We start from the raw sequence: 17,708 nt of genomic DNA, 5'->3' as shown, positions 1-17,708 counted from the left end.
ATTAGACCAATCGTCTATTAAATTACAAAAAAGCGGGGCATACCCTGCTCAGATGTAGCTTGGTTAATCCGGCATTTGAATCGAGCGAATAAAAAACGTTGAAAAGCGCTGAAGTGGTACACCACTTTGTTCAAGCTTGGCTCTCATAACTGCGCCTTCCCAACCATTCCAAAACATGTAGGCCAGTTCATCACAGTGGTGCTCAGTTGAAATATGACCAAGCTGCTTGGCGTGCTCAAAGCATTGAGCGACCAAGATTTGCCACTCATTCAGAACGTCACCTAGTTTGTCTCTAAAAGATTCTGGTAGCTGAGCAATTTCTTGACTTAAATTGCCAACTAAACAGCCTCGTGTGTAATTATACTTCGCCATCGACCGCTCAGCTTGCTCCATAAATAGTGCAAGTCTGGCTAACGGCTCAAGACCCTCAGCGGATAAAGCTTTAGTGAGCTTTGCACTTAGAAACGATGAGTAATGTTCAATCAGTACTAAACCATATGCTTCTTTGCTCGCAAAGTAATGATAAAAAGACCCTTTTGGTACATTTACCGTTCGCAAAATGGCATCAATCCCAGTAGCAGCAAAACCTTTTTCGGTGAGAATTTCCATACCTGTTCGGATCAATGCCGCCTTAGTTTCACTAAAACCAGTTTGCTCTTTTTTTGGTCGGCCACGACGCCGCTTTATACTACTTTCATTCATAAATTGAATATTAGACCGATCGTCTAATTATGTAAATAGCCATTGTTATGTAAATTCAATTAGAATTTTTACCAAACGGTGATGTTTTCGTGTACAACAGCGCGCTACACCCACTGCTAATTTTTAGTACAACGAATCAGTTTTAACGCCGAGATTGGCGACTGAGTCACAAATAATTAACCTGAGGTTTGGATAAGGAATATTCCAACTCATTATTGCTAAAGCACAACTTAGTTTTTTCCTTGCCTAGCCAGAAAGTTTTAGGGAAAACACCGCTTCGCGTCCTGCTCTCGCTAAGGTACCTACATCCTGTAGACAAGGCGAATTTACTCACCGATAGCTGGCCATTGGAAGTGAATTCAATGCAGTTAGCGCTAAAACTGGCTGCTAGAAAGGCATTAATTATACGCAGCTCAGCTTAATTAGTTATCACTGGAGCGCTGTTTTGTTGCATCAACAAGCTGCTGGAATGCCTGAGTACTACCCAAGAGCTCTCGTTTTATATCATTCCACTGAGCATTATGGTGACCAAATCGTTGCTGCCAGTCCTGCTTTTCATCCTCATTAAGATGGTAAATCTTAGCACCAAGTGCCATCAATGCTCGTTTGCAGCGCTGCTGGCGTTGTTCAATTTGCGCCACATGTGTACGAAACGTTTGTAACCCCGCTTCTTGGATTTCCAGTTTAATCTTATTAGGTAAATTATTGAGCCACTTTTGATTCGCAACTGTTACCCACGCATCTGGCACACTCTCAATCAGAGATACATGACCTATTTGATGCCTTAGTTTATCTGGACCGGCAAAAAGCCCAATCACACTGGGATCCATCACGTCAATATGATCAGTTCGCGCCATTTTAGCTACCTTGGCCCATGGTACATCTACAACATTAGCAGGCGTCATATTATAAAAGTGGTGTAATACTTTTGATGCAGGCACTCTGAGCACAACCCCTTCAAGCTTTTCAGGCAAATTAATTAACCGGTTAAAATGCTTGGTACTGGTTAAGGTTCTTGCTCCCACAATGTGATGTATCAGTACAGTCAGCTTCCCTTGTTGATTAATTGGATCAATCACCATGGATTGCCATTGTGGCGAGCAAATCAAATTAAGAAAGGCTTGATTGGCGCTTGCCCAAAATGGAATATTGAGAATATCTAATGCGGGTGCGGCTCTAGACAAGTTAGAGACTGAAATCAGTATCGCCTCTACTTGGCCTCTTGTCACCGCTGCCATTAATTCTCGTCCAGAGCCTAATACACCATTATGATGGATATCTACATACACTTTGCCATTAGTGAAACGTTCAACGAGAGATTTAAACTCAACGTGCATGTGTGGAATAAATTCGGATTGATAGATGGGATAAGGAGAAGCGAGGCGCAAGGTGTAAAGAGCACGCTGACGTTTAACTTTTTCTTCCAAATCCGACTCAGAGGACGCTTTTGCGCGCTCCGATAAGAGCAGGCTTGCACCTACTGCAAATGAAGCTTGTAAGAATTGACGTCTATTGGTAGGCACTGGCAAAACTATAACATAGGACTACTGTCTAAAAGATAGCTGAGACACATGCTATTGCAACTTTGCGGGCGCATTACTCCAGTTTAAGCCAAAGACTCACTCACAGACATTGACGTTAGCTTTTATCACTAATTTACCCCTCGAAATAATTGAGCGTCTAATAATCTATCTTTTTAAATCAAGTTACACAGCGACTTAGAAATAATAAGTATTTAACAGTCAGAAAGTTAACAGCTTGAGTCAATCACTAAGATATAAAGTTAGGATTTCTTATCTGTAAAAATTTCATTTTTCACATTCTCTGCACTTTTGCCTGCCACCTTAAAAGCTCAAAACACAATAGGGTTGGGAATAATGATGAATAAAGTCAACATCTTCGGTACAGCCGTGCTACTCACAGCACTCACTTGTTTACCTGTGTTAGCGCAACACAAACGCTTACCACCGCCACCAAAGCAAGCACCTTTATCAACATTGGATATTGAATTGTCTGCACTTATTGCTAATCATGGGATAACGGGTAAGGTACTCGGTACTGAGGAACTACCTAAAATATCAGAACCGATTGCGCAACTTGGCATGCAGTTGTTTTTTACCAAAGCGCTCGGAGGTGAAAAGTCCGTGGCGTGTGCAAGCTGTCATGACCCGAGGCTTGGTGGTGCCGACGGACTTTCTCTGCCAATTGGTACTAACGCACTAGATGTTGACGTGGTAGGTCCGGGACGTCAAGCGGTGAACGATGAAATTAATATTCCACGCAATTCTCCCACTATTTTTAACTCTGGGTTGGCAAACAGCGCGCTATTTTGGGATGGTCGTGTGCAACGGATCACCATAACTGATGAAGCCGGTAACGAAAGCAGCTTTATCAGCACACCGGATTCAGGCTTTAATCAACCAGACCCTAACGCCGCAGACTCCCTTGTAGCAACGCTATCTCGCTTTCCTGTGACCTCAAGAGAAGAAATGCGTGGCGAAGCGTTTGAAAACGCCACAACGAATGAACAAGTCAGAGCGCATATAGCACAACGGATCGGTGATTATGGCGACGAAGCCGGTAGCCTCGCTACTAATGACTGGCTGCACGCGTTTAGAAACGCATTTAACTCTCAAGCCGACGCGCAGAGCTTAATAACCTTTGATAGTATTGCCTTTGCTTTGGGACAATACCAAGCGTCCTTTGTGATGGTCAACACCAGTTGGCACCGTTATGCCCGAGGCGATCGCTCAGCGTTAAACGAGCAACAAAAACGGGGGGCGAAGCTATTTTTCACACCTGTCAACGAAGGCGGTGCAGGGTGTGTCGCTTGTCACAGTGGCGAACAGTTCACTAATAATGGCTTCTTTAATCTAGCCTTTCCACAGTATGGAATTGGCACGCAAGAAAATCGTGCCGATATTGGCCGAGCAGCGATTGACTCCACACCCCGTAATCTGTTTGCATTCAGAGTACCGAGCCTTATCAATATCGCATTAACGGCTCCTTATGGCCACGCTGGTGCCTATGAGACGCTAGAGCAAGTGGTGGATCATTATTCAAACCCTGAGCAAACCATTGAACGGTTTTTCCAACAGGGTGGCGCTTGTGGCTTAAAGCAGTTTGCCTTATCTGCTCAATGTGACACACTAAACCTCCAAGCTAGAGAAAATAGTGAAGCGGCTTTGACGTTATTAAGACAGTCCCCTTTTGTTGCTGCAAACTTAGCACCACAGCAAAAACAAGATCTCGTTGCATTTTTACATACACTCACAGACAAGTGTGCCAAGGATCTAAAATGTGTAAAAAGATGGGTACCAAACCGTAACACACCCGATCCTGATAACCTGCGCTTACGCGCGCACCACTAATAGGCGCAGTAGTAACAACTATGAAAATGACCATCCGCGTCAAACTTTTGCTAATCATTTTAATAGCCAACACTGCGTTAGTGCTGGCTATTTATATCGCCAATAAATTAGCATTTGAGAAAAGCTTCACCAGTTATCTAAGAAATACGACTCGCGTGCAACTTCAAGAGGTAGTCAATCAAGTTGCCGAAAACTATGAGCGTTATGGTTCGCTAAACTGGGTGTATCGCGGTTCAGAGTCATGGAATGATATTGTTCACCAATTTTATGATCTGCCAGATGACGCTCCTCCTAAAGCACGCTTTAGACCTCCACCACGCCACCGAGCGACTGCAACTGAGCGACCTAGACGGAAAGACCGACCACCGCGTATGGGTAACAAAAAACGCCTGTTACTCAAAGACCCGCAAGGCAATATCATCATGGGTAAGGCTCAGAGCATACATTCATCATTCTGGTTTCCTGTTTATCAAGGAGAGCATTTATCAGCGCCAAATCATGACCATGTGGTTGCATATCTTGGCGTCGAACAAAGTGCACTGATTAGTAACGAGTTCAATCAATTATTCGCTCAGCAACAACGACAGCAGTTTGTTGTCATCGCGCTTGTTGCATTACTGATCACGCTGATCATTGCAATACCGTTTAGTAAGTATATGGTGCGCCCCATCGTGCTGTTACGCCGTAATGCTAAAACACTTACACAGGGGAATTATGACTCACGAGTCGAGATTAACAGTAATGACGAGCTGGGATTACTGGCCCGAGATATGAATCGTCTCGCGGACACCTTGGCACAAAATCAAGTAGCAAGACAGCAGTGGATAGCTGATATTTCTCACGAGCTGCGCACGCCCATTGCTGTGCTTCGGGCAGAGCTTGAAGGTATGATTGATGGTGTTATCACCAGTGATCCTGAACAACTTATCTCACTCAATGAGGAAATTCAACGGCTCACTCGTTTAGTTGATGATTTACATCAACTATCAATGTCTGACCGTGGTGCACTTACTTACAACATGGATAGAGAAAATCTCCATGACCTTTTGCAACATACTTTTAGCAAAGCTAGTCATCAAATTGACAAACATCACCTCACCTATTCGCTACAGTGTGATGATAATATTGAGATTGAATGTGATGCCCAACGATTCAGTCAACTATTTGATAATCTATTACAAAATACGCTGCGCTATACCGACTCCTCAGAGCAATGCCCTGGCATCGTAGAGGTTGAGGTCAAACAACAACAAGGGAAAACTGTCATTTACTGGCAAGACAGCGCCCCTGCGGTACCTTGTGAACAGTTAGATAAGCTATTTGATAGACTCTATCGTGTGGAAGAGGCAAGAAGCAGGAAAACAGGGGGTTCTGGTCTTGGGCTTGCGATTTGCCAGAGCATTGTTGCTGCACATAACGGAGAAATCACAGCAAACTTGAGCGAACTTGGTGGTCTAGCTATTATTATTACCCTGAAAAAATAATGGATACCTCCCGTGCCAAACAAACATATTTTAATTGTTGAAGACGAACCAAAGCTTGCTGATATATTAAGTAAATATCTTGCACAAGCTGAATATACCAGTCACCTCGTATACGATGGGGCATTGGCAGAAGAGGCTTTTAAGGAGCAACAACCTGCATTAATTTTGCTTGACTTGATGTTACCCAATGTAGATGGCATTGAGATCTGCAAACGGATCAGAGCACATTCAACGGTACCTATCATTATGATCACTGCAAAGGTTGAAGAAATCGACCGTTTGCTCGGCTTAGAGGTGGGTGCCGACGACTATGTGTGTAAGCCGTATAGTCCAAAAGAAGTCGTCGCTCGAGTAAAAGCAATTTTGCGACGAGTTGAGCTGAATCAACGCGGTGATATGTCGGAAACTGAAAGCAAACTCAAACTTGACGAAGAACGCTTGTTTGTCTCTTTTCAAGAGTCCAAAGCAACGCTTACTCATGTCGAGTTTATGTTATTAAAAGCCATGTATGGCCACCCCTGTCGCATTTACAGTCGCAATTTGTTGATGGACCATATTTACGACGATAGCCATATCGTTAGCGACAGAACCATCGACAGTCACATCAAGAATATTCGTAAAAAGCTGCAAAATATCGCCCCCAAGTATGACTTTATCCACTCGATTTATGGGGCTGGGTATAAATTTGAAGCCCAAGAACGTGGCACGGAAACAGGCTGACAACACAAGCGCCTGCGTATAGCATCGCTGGCGCTTGCTTTTATACCAATTATCTTAATTAAGTGGTCTATTTTGAGGCGAGAGAATCTTGTCGATAACCCCGCTACCGCGCCCTGCTCTCGCTAAGGTACCTACATCCATATAGGTAAGGCAAAAATTTTGCTATTTAGTTGCTCTAAATAAGAAATCTTTAACACGGTTAGCGTCAGATTTATTCCTGCAAATTGAGCAAGTATTAAGTCTAATAGGCATTATACTCCTCCCCTTTGATTTTTAGCGACTACACCACGCTCCCTTTTATTGGTAAACTCAAAAGCAAAAATAATAAGGAAAACCAATGAAAAAGCTGACTTTCGTCATCTTATTATCCTTAACAGGATGCAGTAACAACAATGTTGTGGAACGTATTACACCGCCATCTTCAGTGATAAAACATAGTGCTATCGAGGGCTATGAAGACAGGTACAGCAATCTATATAATTCGTTTGAAGCTTATCCTGCTACCTGTGAAGCACAGTGCTACCCTCCTACACCACGCATTACGTGTAAATCACAAATGCAAGATTGCACCTATGTTGGCGAAAATCCATCACTGTCACTGACAACTGGATTTACAATTCAATGGCTTGGGCATGCCAGTTTCAAGGTTAATTCACCAGACGGACAACAATTCCTATTTGACCCTGTAACGGCGCAATTTGATTGGCCTGTAAACTGGGCATTTCGCCTTTCAGAAGGATATAACCGCAACCTGCCAACCGCGCTAAGTAAAGCTGAGCTTCAACAAACTGATGCAGTTATGTATTCACATCTACATTACGATCATTTCAACAAAGATGATGTAAAAACCATTGGCACTAAGGCACAATTTTTAACGCCACTTGGATTTGCCGAGCATTTTCCTGATGATGGATACAAAGTTTCCGAAATGGCGTGGTATGCCAGTAAACAACTCGGTGATGTCACTGCACATTTTGTTCCCGCTAATCACTTCAGCAGCCGCATTTGGGTTCCTTTTCTGTATGAAGATCATGGCGCAGCATTGTGGGGTGGCTGGGTATTAGAGCATCAGGGCCACACATTATTTTTTGCCGGTGATACAGGATACTCTCCACACTTCAGAGATATTCAGCAAAAATACGGGGATATTGATATTTGTTTACTTCCGATTGCGTCATATCATAGTGAAGAACACCCTAAATGGTATCGCAAAGTACACACGACACCAGAAGATGCTCTAGTAGCCGCACAGGAACTAGGCTGCAAAGTAATGGTGCCATGGGGCTATGGTAATGCCAGTTGGAAAATGGGAGACCGGACATCACATTCAGCCTTATTCCGCCTATTAAAAATGCAAGATACACTCAAAACAGCCACCCCCATATACATATTAAACGAAGGGGATTCACTTAGTTTGTAAAAAGTCAATTTGGCGGCGCGGCGAAAAATTAAAATAATCTATAATGATGGCCACCGCCATGCTATCGTAACGTCTTTATAAATAAAGAGTTAAATATATAACACATCAATCAATGATAAAGAGTATCAATGAACATAGACGCTAATTTACTTGGTCAAGCGGTATTTATCCTCGCTATCGTATTTGCAGGTTTAGGGTTCTATTTGGGGAAGCGAAAAACCCAAACCCCCATTTTAGTCTCGGTTCTTGCTTTTTTCTCGGCTGTCGCCGCACCACTTGGTTTAATTTTTTTGATGGCGCTTACAATCAAGAACGATTTACCTAAAGCACAAAAGATAACTGATATTTCAGACAACTAAGGGGCTGAAGAAGTTAGTGAATCAGCTAATACCAATTTGCTTAATTAAGTGGTCTATTTTGAGGCGAGAAAATCTTGTCGATAACTCCGCTACCGCGTCCTGCTATCGCTAAGGTACCTACATCCATATAGGCAAGGCAAAAATTTTGCTATTTAGTTGTTCTAAATGAGAAATTTTTAACGCTGTTGGCGTCAGATTTACTCCTTCAAATTGAGCAAGTATTAAGTCAAATTGGTATAACACACCTACACTTCAAAGCGTAATACCACTCTAACTGCAAGCCATTTCTCAATATAAGGCAAATTTGTGCGTCCATAGCAGATAAATTTAGCGCTGTATTAAGAGATAGCAGCAACTAGAGAGCAAATTGTTATGCCAAGTTCAGGTTAATTTACTTAGCCTGAAGCTGGAATAAGGAATGATATAACCAATTGTTTTTAATGAATAAATTAAGTTGCATTCTTATCTAGCCAGACAATTTTGGGGATAACACCGCCCCCACATCCAGCTCTCACTAAAGTACCTACCTCCTGTAGGCAAGACGAATTTATTCCCAACAATGAACGATTGACGTGCAAGTTCACCTTGCCGACAGAGTATTGGTGCCAGTGCGTTGGCTGGACGTAATATCAAAGCCCCCCACCAAAAAGCTAAATCCAATTTAAAAACAATACGTTACAAGTATCAACATGCAAGTTTAGAGTTAGGTATGTTATACTCTAAACATACCAATCAAGGAGGTATCATACCCGAGTGAGTAGAGCTAAACTAAGCCAAGACGAAAGCCTATCTTTTAAAGTTAATTATCAACTTCTTCCCAAAGAGACAAATCAACTCGACCTGTATTTTTCGATCCCAACTGATATGGGGATCAATAGCAGCACCCTAAATGAAGTCGAATACTTTAATGCCAACATCAAAAGCCACAGCGCCTATTACTCAGAACAACTTCATCTACCCTTGGTGCGAAGCCGTTTTATCAGTCAAAGTAAAGGTCAGAAAACAGATTATCGAGTCAACTTAAATTTATTCTGCTATCAGATCCGTATTGCATTAGATGCTGATGTAAAGCAGACACTGAAGCTAAAAGAAGCCGATGAGTTTTATCCAGCCGCACAGTTATTAGTTGTAGAAACCGAGCGTTTGCTGAAGAAACTAAGGCGCTACACACCACCAGACAATAAACTACAACCTTATTATCAAAATGCCGATAACTACTTAAGCTGGCATACAGAGCAGGCTTTTTTGAAACTGCTGTCAACCGGTCCAAAATCCAGCGACTTTAGTCAAGAGCGCAGTGTCATTACGCAGTTTTGTCAACGTGAAAGCCAATATCGCGAGGAGCAACGCTATAACTCCCAAGTTACACTAAGCGATCCAAACCGCATTACCAACAAAATGAAGTTACTCGAGCGCCTAATCGAATATGGCGTGGTTTTTAATAAACAAACGATAGACTTAAGTACCAACCTAAAGCGCCTAGTGCGAGGGGTTGTCACAGGAATAATCATGGCATTTGTGATGTTTATCGTACTCAATGCTCGCTCTAACTTCCAAGAAGTTACAGTGGCGCTTATCGCGTTACTTGGGGTGATCTATGGCCTTAGAGAAACATTCAAAGAGGATTTAACGCAATGGGCATGGCGTTATATTCAACGTGGTCGGCCTAAATGGCGCAATAAGTTTAAAAACTCCGTTACGGATGCAATCGTTTGTACACAAACGATTTGGCTTGAACATATCCGTAAAAAAGATTTACCTGAAGATGTCGATAAGCTACTAAAAAAACGTCGTCAACAAAATAAACAAGCGGCACACCTCATGCACTTTTGCTGCAAAAACCAAGTGCAAATTGACAAGTTCCTCCCAGGTTATGAAGAGGTACAACAGCGTATTACGTTCAATATGAGCGCTTTCTCGCGCTACTTAAAAAAAGGCGCTGGTAAGTTATATAACCTAGATGGCAAAAAGGTATCGAAGAAGTCGGTAGAGCGACGCTATCAGATAAACTTAGTGATGCGTTTTCAATCATCAAAAGGGATCCAGCTTGAGCGTTATAAGTTAACAATGAACCGCTCTGAAATAGTCGCAATAGAACTTATGGCGAGTGACTCAGTGTATATTGAGAATGAACAATAACCACATAGAGACCACATTACTGGACGTGGCTTGCATCATAGCTTCCGTAGCACACTAGCGAGCCACCTAATGGACGGCAAATCGTGGGCTAACAAAACTGAAAACCCACTTTGAAGTTGCTTTGAAGTAGTTAATGGGCTTTTTTTGGCCCATAACGTACCAAATCTTTACCATTTTCATGCACAGCTTGAGATACCCAGCGACCCAATAGCAGCTGGTGATTATCATCAAGAACAGCAACAAACGGCCTGCCATCACTATTGTTAGTCGCCAATGCTACCCCTGCAACATTTTGAAGACCCAACCCACCGTTATCAATGAGCAATAAAAATGCTTCAAGCTCTTCTAAAGTTTCTATGACATCGTTATCGTTAATCATTTGCTCTATCTCAACTACCATAGTTGCCGCGCAGGATAACAGTTATGATACGTGGATTAAACCCATCATTAAAACAGGCTGATAGCAGGGGGTCGATATTTATTATCTCAAACTGAAGTACGCTACCCAGATCAGGCGGTCACTCCAAAGCCAAACACTGTAATGACACTAAGAAGCACACCCAACGCTCACTTTACAATAAACAACTTATTTTTATGACGCCTGTTCTTTAGCACTTAAAAATTAAGCGTCATGGTCACGCCTACTTCTCTTGGTGGTGCTAGCCAATACTCCGCAATACCAAATACTTCACGAAAATCATTAGCGCCAATAAAGTGATATTCGTCGGTTAGATTATTAGCATGTACACTAATACTTAGATGCTCGCTGAAGTCCAATTGAACTCTTGCACTTAGCAACCTTAAGTGGTCAGTTTGTGCAAAGGGAGAATTAAAGACATCTGTATACATTTTACTGCGGTAGCTCCAATCCAATCGAGTATGTAGTCGCTTATTCCCACCTAGATACCAATTTTTCCAAATACTACTCGTTAATGACCACTTGGGTGTACGGATGGGGGTACTATCGAGTGTAACTTGAGTGGCATTGCCCACATCTACAAATTCAGAGCGGGTAAAAGCGCCTGAGATAGAGGCACCAACATCGTCATCAAGTAACCCTTCGAACTCCCACTCAACCCCTCTCGTCTTGGTCTTACCTACATTATCAATAAATATTTCGACTCCTTCTTGAGTCGACTCCCCTCCCCTCAACTGCATGTCTTTATGTTGCAAGTAGAAAGCGGAAATATTAATCCGCAAACGGTTATCAAGCCACTGCGAACGCAGGCCCGATTCATACGCGGTTAAATGCTCTGGTTCAAAAGGTCGGATTGCCGCAGCTGAACTGGGTAAGCCATTAAAACCACCGGACTTAAACCCTCTTGATCCCGTTAAATAAAACATTGCATGCTCATTGGGTTGATATTGAAGGCCAAGCATAGGGGAAAACACTTTCCAACTTGGTGTCACAGCTCCAGCTTCACTCTGGTTAGTGCGAGATAAAAGCAGCACGTCCGCCTCTAAGGCTAACCCTGTCACCTCTTGGCGTTTATCTTCACGGGTATACCTTGCACCTACAATGCCTGACCAAGTTGGTGAAAAGTGATAATTCATATGACCAAATATGGCATAGCTAGTATTTTCAATTTCATTTAAAAAGCGATTGTGGAAATCAAATGCAGCATTTAATGGGTTACCCGCACCGCCAATATCGGTTGGTGCAGATAAAGGTGAGCCATCAATCGGTGTCGGGATAGCTTCAAGCGCCTGAAATAATCCGTCAAAAAAGTTAAAGTCTGCACGATAACTGATATTTTCATCAAAATAATAGACACCAAGTAACCAATCATAATCGTCAAACTGTGCAGTTAGATTAAACTCTTGACTACGTTGGTTTTGCCATTGCCAGTCTTGAGTGACGCCAATATTAACAGGGTTGTTGTCGAAGTCTCGGCTATAAAAGGCATCTAGCGACCGGTGAGCGGTAATGGATTTGAGTGACATCGCATCAGTTAGCCGATAATCAGCCTGTAGCGAAATTCCTGTATGCCTAAAGCTGTTACTGTTACTTTGCTCTGAGGCACTGAGATACTTATCATCAAAAACTTGTAGCGGCTCAATTGGCTCCACCCCACCACCAAGTTCTGCGAATATATTGTAAAGCTGGATTAAAATCGCATCATCATTTTTGGCAGCAAGTATAGAAGGTGCACTCCCCCGGCTCTGTGTTTGACGGCTATACTGCCAGCGAAAACTTAAGTCATCGCTTGCCTGATAATGTAGCTTAGCTGACAAACTAAAATCATCTTCGCCTCCTTCTTGGCTACCATTTAGACGGCGAACAAAGCCATCTTTGTCATATTTTGCCATTGCCACTCTTATCGCAACGTGCTCTGAGAGCGGTTGATTAACCACCATGGTTAGGTCTCGACGGTCAAATTCTCCAAGCGTTAGTGAGGTTTTAAAGATGGTTTCATCCACTACAGGGCTGGTACGAATATTAACAGCACCGCCTATCGTATTTTTACCAAAAAGTGTCCCCTGAGGCCCCCGCAGTATTTCAATTTGCTCCACATCTAAAAATCGCGACATAGTACCTGCGGAGCGAGCAAGATAAACACCATCAACATAGACACCAACACTGGGATCCGTTGTTGGTATTGGATCAACCTGACCCACTCCTCGTATGGTAATATTTGCACAATGGGTGCAGCCTGAATTCTCTCCTGTCGTTGTTACATCAACGTTGGGAATGAAATAACTCGCGCTCAATAAATCCGTGATATTGCGCTGTTGAATTTGTTGCTGTGATAAAACCGACACTGAAATTGGCGTGCGCTGTAAACTCTCAGTAACTTTTCTTGCCTCAACTCTTACCTCTAAAAGCTGGTCGAGTGACAATGAAAACAAGTCCTCCTCACTCGCCGATAATCCCGTGCAATTGAGCGATGCGAACAGTACGCTGGTGCCCACTATATAGTTGTGGCTAGACATAACAATGCAAACTCACTATTGACTGAGTTACTTAAGTTTAGTCAGAATTTCACATCTGTGGGAGTAAAGTTGAAACGCTTGATAATTTGTTCGTACCAGGAAGCTGTCTTGTATCATACTCATTCATCTTTGTACTAAAAAACAGTATGAGACCGAGCTAATCAATAAAAAAGAATTCAAAGAGAAGCGCTTTACGTTAAACGCAGCAGCACTGGTTTAAATTAAGCTCGCTATATAACCCTTAACAACTCAGTTTTGCTTCACTGAGATATTCGTCAAGCGCAACTACTCTATCTCTAGACGATTAACGCTAAGCGTCGCCTCTCCACCAGTTGCGTCCTTGAGATCAGGCACAAAATAAAGCGCGGAAATATGCTCAAGTACAATCCCTTTATCTTTGGACCACTCAGGCGTCCAACTCGGCCTTTCAAAATCACTTAGAGAAAGCCGAACAACCTGCCAAGAATTTGAGGCTGGCAATACGCTTTGGTAATGGGCGTAGCTTTTATCGCCCAACCCCCCATACTCTTGTTGTGAGAGTTTAACAATGACGGCTTTATCACTTTTATAGGCAAGGGTAACAATAAATGCGGGGGTTAACTGTTGGGGTAGATCGTATATCAACTCCACCCAAGAATTGTTCGCTTTATCAACACGAGGAACCCGAGTAAAGTGCACCGAGACCACACCATTTTGTACTAATCCTTCATCATATGTAGCCTGGCTACCATGTAGATCCGTTGCATATCGCCACTGATTAGGTGTTAAAGTTTGGCTAGCAACAGTACATCCAGAAAGTAAAATAGCCAAGACTAATATAAATAAACGCACACTGAGCATCCTTTAGCCCCCCCTCCTTACGCAATATTGCTCAGTGTATTTATTGATGAGTGATATAACAACAACGGCTGATTGCTATTTTGATGACTATTAAAAGATTTCAAGTATTGCTTCTGACTAGCAAGCACGAGCACTCGTTAAAATACACGAACTACCTATAAAAATTAGCAACGCAGAAATTAAGATAATTAATTAACAAGAGCTGCTGTAACAGGCAAACATAGGTGTAATGCTATGTAACTCACTGTAATATCTTTACTGCTGTTTATTTTCTATATTCCTAACTCACTCAGTTAGACAGGAAATGAAAATGAGCAAATTAACAAAAGTTATCATTGATACCGACATGGACTTTGATGATTACATGGCATTAGCTTACCTACTACAACATCCACAAATAGAAGTATTAGCTATCAGCGTTACCGGCTGTGGCGCCGCTCACTTGTCTAAAGGGGTGGAAAATTTAGCTAATTTTTTGACCTTGTATAGCGATGAAACGCAAAAGCTTCCTATTCTAAAAGGTGCGAATGCACCACTGCGATATAGTAATGTTTTCCCTGCCAATGTCAGACAAGGTGCTGATAGCCATTATCAAGCCACATTCCCCCAAGAAAATAGGCAAGCAAATATATATGAGGCACAAGCATGGTTAACCGACTACTTTTTGTCCACATCAGATAAGGTGACTGTATTATCCATTGGAGGTGGAACAAACTTTGGGCAACTATTCCAAGCAGCCAAAACTGATAAACAGTTACAAACAGGTATTTTCAAAGCCATAGAGCAAATAGTCATGATGGGCGGAAACCTTACTGATGAGTACATCACGCCTGGCGCAAGTGGTAACATACTCGATACTTTGGGCGACAACCCTTACTATTCAAATGCCGTGGCTGAATGGAATATTTTTATCGACCCGCTCGGTGCACAAGAGGTTATTGGCTCTGGGATCCCTGTCACTTTGGTTGCATTAAATGCAACACAGGATGTACCAATTGACAATGACTTTGTGACACAACTCAAGCGTATTCAGTCGCCGCAAGCCCAATTCTTATCTGAAGTACTTGACTATCCTGACAACAAAGAAGGGATCGGCAGCTTCTTATCTTTTTGGGATCCTCTTGCCGCCTGTGTTATTACCAATCCAGATATTGTTTCAACTCAGCCCTTTGCGATCCGCATCGAGCAAGCCATGAATGAAGAGCAAGATACTTCAGGAAAATTGATTGTAGATGAAGTAGATGGTACTAAGATAAACGTTGCAATTTCCGCAAATAAGTCTCTCGTTTACGAAACTTACCTTGCTGTATTCAACGATTAATCCGCTTATCAGTTTGCCCACTTGCTGTGGGCAAGCCCTCTGTAACGGTATAAAAACTCAATACCGCAAAAGCAAAGTGTAATCTAACGTAATCTCGTGTAATACCAAAGTGTTTCACTCAGCACTACAATTTACTCGAGTAATATCAACAAAACTCATTTCTGTCACCGATGATAACTACAGACAAGCTCAGCTTATAGCAATTACATCGACCAAATGAGCTTTTTTGATGCGGGGAAGGCACGCTGTGCCATGGCTCGCTGCGGCAGAACTACCCATTCATGTTGGTAGGGCAAATATTATAACTTAATTTTTATAAATTAAGCCGTTAGCCAAGCGAGTATGGTACTTCCCCCCTTCAAATTGGTTTAAGCACTAATGCGATTGCTATTCGTTTTGACTGGCGTGGCGAACGCTTTCTGTTTGCGTATCAAGTAACAAAAGGGAATATAATGAACATCAGTAACTCATCAACAGTAAAGGCGGCTGCACTCGTATTGTCTGCACTCGCGTCATATTCTGTAACAGCGAAAGCTGAGCCTTGGTACAAACAATCAATGTACAAAGGCCAATATACAGAGCTAAATACTTGTACCCAAACATATCCTAGCTATTGGCAAGACCCAAACCCCAAATTCACAAAGATGTGGGAAGGCCAAACTATTTCTAATGTACCAACAACGCTATGGGATGAAGGAATATTCGCACTCTCAGATAAATACCCACGAGAGCTTGTTATTGAACCGAAGAAAAATCAGCCTTGGTATGATGCCAAGTTTGATGCACTATTCGATGAAAGTACCTCACAACGAGAAAAAAGCAAGCTTGCCAAAGAATACATAAAGCTTGTTTATGCCTATGGCCTTGAAGGAAATATTGCGGGCAAAGGAAGAGTTGCTTCAAGGGACTTTGATACGTGTGAAAATAAATATAGACCTTGGTTCCACATTCCATTTCAAACTTACGATCCACTTTCAGGGCGGGAGTACATTAGGGGCTTAACACGTGAAGCTCCAGTCACTTTTTCGGTGCAAGATAGCTCGGGTACAGATGCCTCGACCATGTGGGCTGTCGGCTTTTATAATGCTACAGCAGCATACACTTTAGGGGAAGTGTGGCAAGAAGATGGCACAGCTAAATTACCAAAAAAAGGCGTACGATTCCACGAAGGTGCCGTCATTATTAAGCCATTATTTAATACTTCAACTATCGCTCAAATACCTGTGTTAGCAGGATTACCAAGCTGGAATGCCAATATCTCAGATCCCGCTTACTGTGAATGTAAAGTAGCACCAGGAAGCAAAGATAAAGATGGTAACGAGCGCAAGGAATGTAACTTTATTGAAGAAAGTAAGCAATGTAAACGTAACAGTCAGGCTTGGGATGACGTAAAACTGCTTCAATTTGATGTCGCCGTCAGAGACGACAGAGCAAAAGATACAGGCTGGGTATACGGCACCTTTGTGGCGGACGGGCAACGCAAAGCAAAAGTCAAAAACCCATGGGAGAAGATGACATGGCTAGGGCTAATGTGGGGTAACGATACGCCTGCAAAAGGCCACTTAGCGTTTAATACACCAGTGAATCCAAGAGAGAAAGGCTTTTCAGAAGCAGTGATAAACTGGTCTTTAGTTGATGAACTTAACAAGTATAGTGGCAGTGCTATGACACGCCAAGTTGGACACCTTGGTTGTAACAATCGCTTGAATGGTCCTGCCGATAACACCAACAGCTCTTGTATGTCTTGCCATGGCACCGCTTCTTTACCTGATAGTGAGCGTAATACACCACTGATGATCTCACAGTTTGGAGAGCAAACGCCTGAATGTGCGGTACCGCTTATAAACAGCGACACATTGGGTAAAGATAGAGGTGGCGACACAGGTGAAATCCATGATGGTATTAACTTCGCACAAATCGATAGTCTGTACTTCGCCAATACGGGTGCTGGTGAATCCTTTAATATTCGTGTCGATGGTAAAAGCCTAGCTCAGCCTCATTATGACTTTGCGCCGGACAAGAAAGAATGGATCTCTTTGGATTACTCAATGCAGCTTTCTATTTCATTGCAGCAATGGCTAGAGTGGGTTGAAAATCAGCAGCTAGATCCTAACGATCATGTTTTAAAAGATTTCAGAGGCCGTAATTAATCTGACATTTTAGATAAAACACCCATTTTAAGGTAAACGAATGCCACGCTACCGTGTAGCTTTCGTTTACCTTTCATTCAAAAAATCACACTTTCCAATCTTTCGAGCTATCAAATACTGCTGATAAAGCTAATCGCTTTATGCGCCCTACGCGGACGAAATGTAAATCGATGTAACTTTTTTGATAATATTACATTCCTATTTTTGCCATCAAATGATAAAAAGGACGAAATTAAGTGAATGTAGGAACATCATTTTGAAGAAACAC

The 17,708-nt window shown here is 42.4% G+C and carries 13 protein-coding genes; 8 read left to right on the top strand and 5 right to left on the bottom strand.

Features of this window, described 5'->3' with window-relative positions:
• Positions 1-63 precede the first annotated feature (63 nt).
• Both acuR and J8Z24_RS04550 read right to left on the bottom strand, forming a co-directional pair.
• The gene (gene acuR, locus J8Z24_RS04555; RefSeq protein WP_128732858.1) at positions 64-702 is read right to left on the bottom strand and encodes an acrylate utilization transcriptional regulator AcuR; all 639 of its coding nucleotides are present in this window, start codon (positions 700-702) and stop codon (positions 64-66) included.
• 422 nt (positions 703-1,124) lie between these two features.
• Positions 1,125-2,225: a TRAP transporter substrate-binding protein gene (locus J8Z24_RS04550; protein WP_252095348.1), complete on the bottom strand. Its 1,101-nt coding sequence runs from the start codon at positions 2,223-2,225 to the stop codon at positions 1,125-1,127.
• A 357-nt stretch (positions 2,226-2,582) separates the two neighbouring features.
• Here J8Z24_RS04550 and J8Z24_RS04545 point away from each other — a divergent pair, with 357 nt between their 5' ends.
• The 6 genes from J8Z24_RS04545 to J8Z24_RS04520 all read left to right on the top strand — a co-directional run bounded on the left by J8Z24_RS04545 (position 2,583) and on the right by J8Z24_RS04520 (position 10,195).
• Positions 2,583-4,073, top strand: a complete 1,491-nt coding sequence (locus tag J8Z24_RS04545; protein WP_252095347.1) for a cytochrome-c peroxidase — start codon at positions 2,583-2,585, stop codon at positions 4,071-4,073.
• A 20-nt stretch (positions 4,074-4,093) separates the two neighbouring features.
• Positions 4,094-5,557, top strand: a complete 1,464-nt coding sequence (locus tag J8Z24_RS04540; protein ID WP_176032993.1) for an ATP-binding protein — start codon at positions 4,094-4,096, stop codon at positions 5,555-5,557.
• A 12-nt stretch (positions 5,558-5,569) separates the two neighbouring features.
• The gene (locus tag J8Z24_RS04535; RefSeq protein ID WP_176032994.1) at positions 5,570-6,277 is read left to right on the top strand and encodes a response regulator; all 708 of its coding nucleotides are present in this window, start codon (positions 5,570-5,572) and stop codon (positions 6,275-6,277) included.
• A 337-nt stretch (positions 6,278-6,614) separates the two neighbouring features.
• Complete coding sequence (locus J8Z24_RS04530) at positions 6,615-7,697, top strand: MBL fold metallo-hydrolase (RefSeq protein WP_176032995.1); 1,083 nt, start codon at positions 6,615-6,617, stop codon at positions 7,695-7,697.
• A gap of 128 nt (positions 7,698-7,825) precedes the next feature.
• A complete protein-coding gene (locus J8Z24_RS04525) occupies positions 7,826-8,056 on the top strand; it encodes a hypothetical protein (RefSeq protein WP_125250387.1) in 231 nt (76 codons plus the stop codon).
• 753 nt (positions 8,057-8,809) lie between these two features.
• Positions 8,810-10,195, top strand: a complete 1,386-nt coding sequence (locus J8Z24_RS04520; protein WP_147391055.1) for a hypothetical protein — start codon at positions 8,810-8,812, stop codon at positions 10,193-10,195.
• Positions 10,196-10,325: 130 nt separating this feature from the next.
• Here the strand turns inward: J8Z24_RS04520 and J8Z24_RS04515 are convergent, their stop codons facing one another.
• The 3 genes from J8Z24_RS04515 to J8Z24_RS04505 all read right to left on the bottom strand — a co-directional run bounded on the left by J8Z24_RS04515 (position 10,326) and on the right by J8Z24_RS04505 (position 13,969).
• Positions 10,326-10,574 (bottom strand): hypothetical protein, encoded by a 249-nt coding sequence (locus tag J8Z24_RS04515; RefSeq protein ID WP_252095346.1) that lies wholly within the window; start codon positions 10,572-10,574, stop codon positions 10,326-10,328.
• Between the two features lie 236 nt (positions 10,575-10,810).
• Positions 10,811-13,129, bottom strand: coding sequence for a TonB-dependent receptor (locus tag J8Z24_RS04510; RefSeq protein ID WP_252095345.1), 2,319 nt, complete (start codon positions 13,127-13,129; stop codon positions 10,811-10,813).
• A gap of 285 nt (positions 13,130-13,414) precedes the next feature.
• Positions 13,415-13,969 carry a carbohydrate binding domain-containing protein gene (locus tag J8Z24_RS04505; protein ID WP_252095344.1) on the bottom strand — a complete coding sequence of 185 codons (555 nt, stop codon included), beginning with the start codon at positions 13,967-13,969 and terminating at the stop codon, positions 13,415-13,417.
• A 310-nt stretch (positions 13,970-14,279) separates the two neighbouring features.
• On the opposite strand from J8Z24_RS04505, the gene J8Z24_RS04500 reads away from it, so the two are divergent.
• Positions 14,280-15,290: a nucleoside hydrolase gene (locus J8Z24_RS04500; protein WP_252095343.1), complete on the top strand. Its 1,011-nt coding sequence runs from the start codon at positions 14,280-14,282 to the stop codon at positions 15,288-15,290.
• Positions 15,291-15,742: 452 nt separating this feature from the next.
• Positions 15,743-17,440, top strand: coding sequence for a hypothetical protein (locus tag J8Z24_RS04495; protein ID WP_176032998.1), 1,698 nt, complete (start codon positions 15,743-15,745; stop codon positions 17,438-17,440).
• Positions 17,441-17,708 lie beyond the last annotated feature (268 nt).

Source organism: Pseudoalteromonas sp. SCSIO 43201 (genome assembly GCF_023716725.1).
Lineage (GTDB): Bacteria > Pseudomonadota > Gammaproteobacteria > Enterobacterales > Alteromonadaceae > Pseudoalteromonas > Pseudoalteromonas peptidolytica.
The sequence above is the reverse complement of the archived record's forward strand: the minus strand, read 5'-3'. Positions and strand labels throughout refer to the sequence as shown.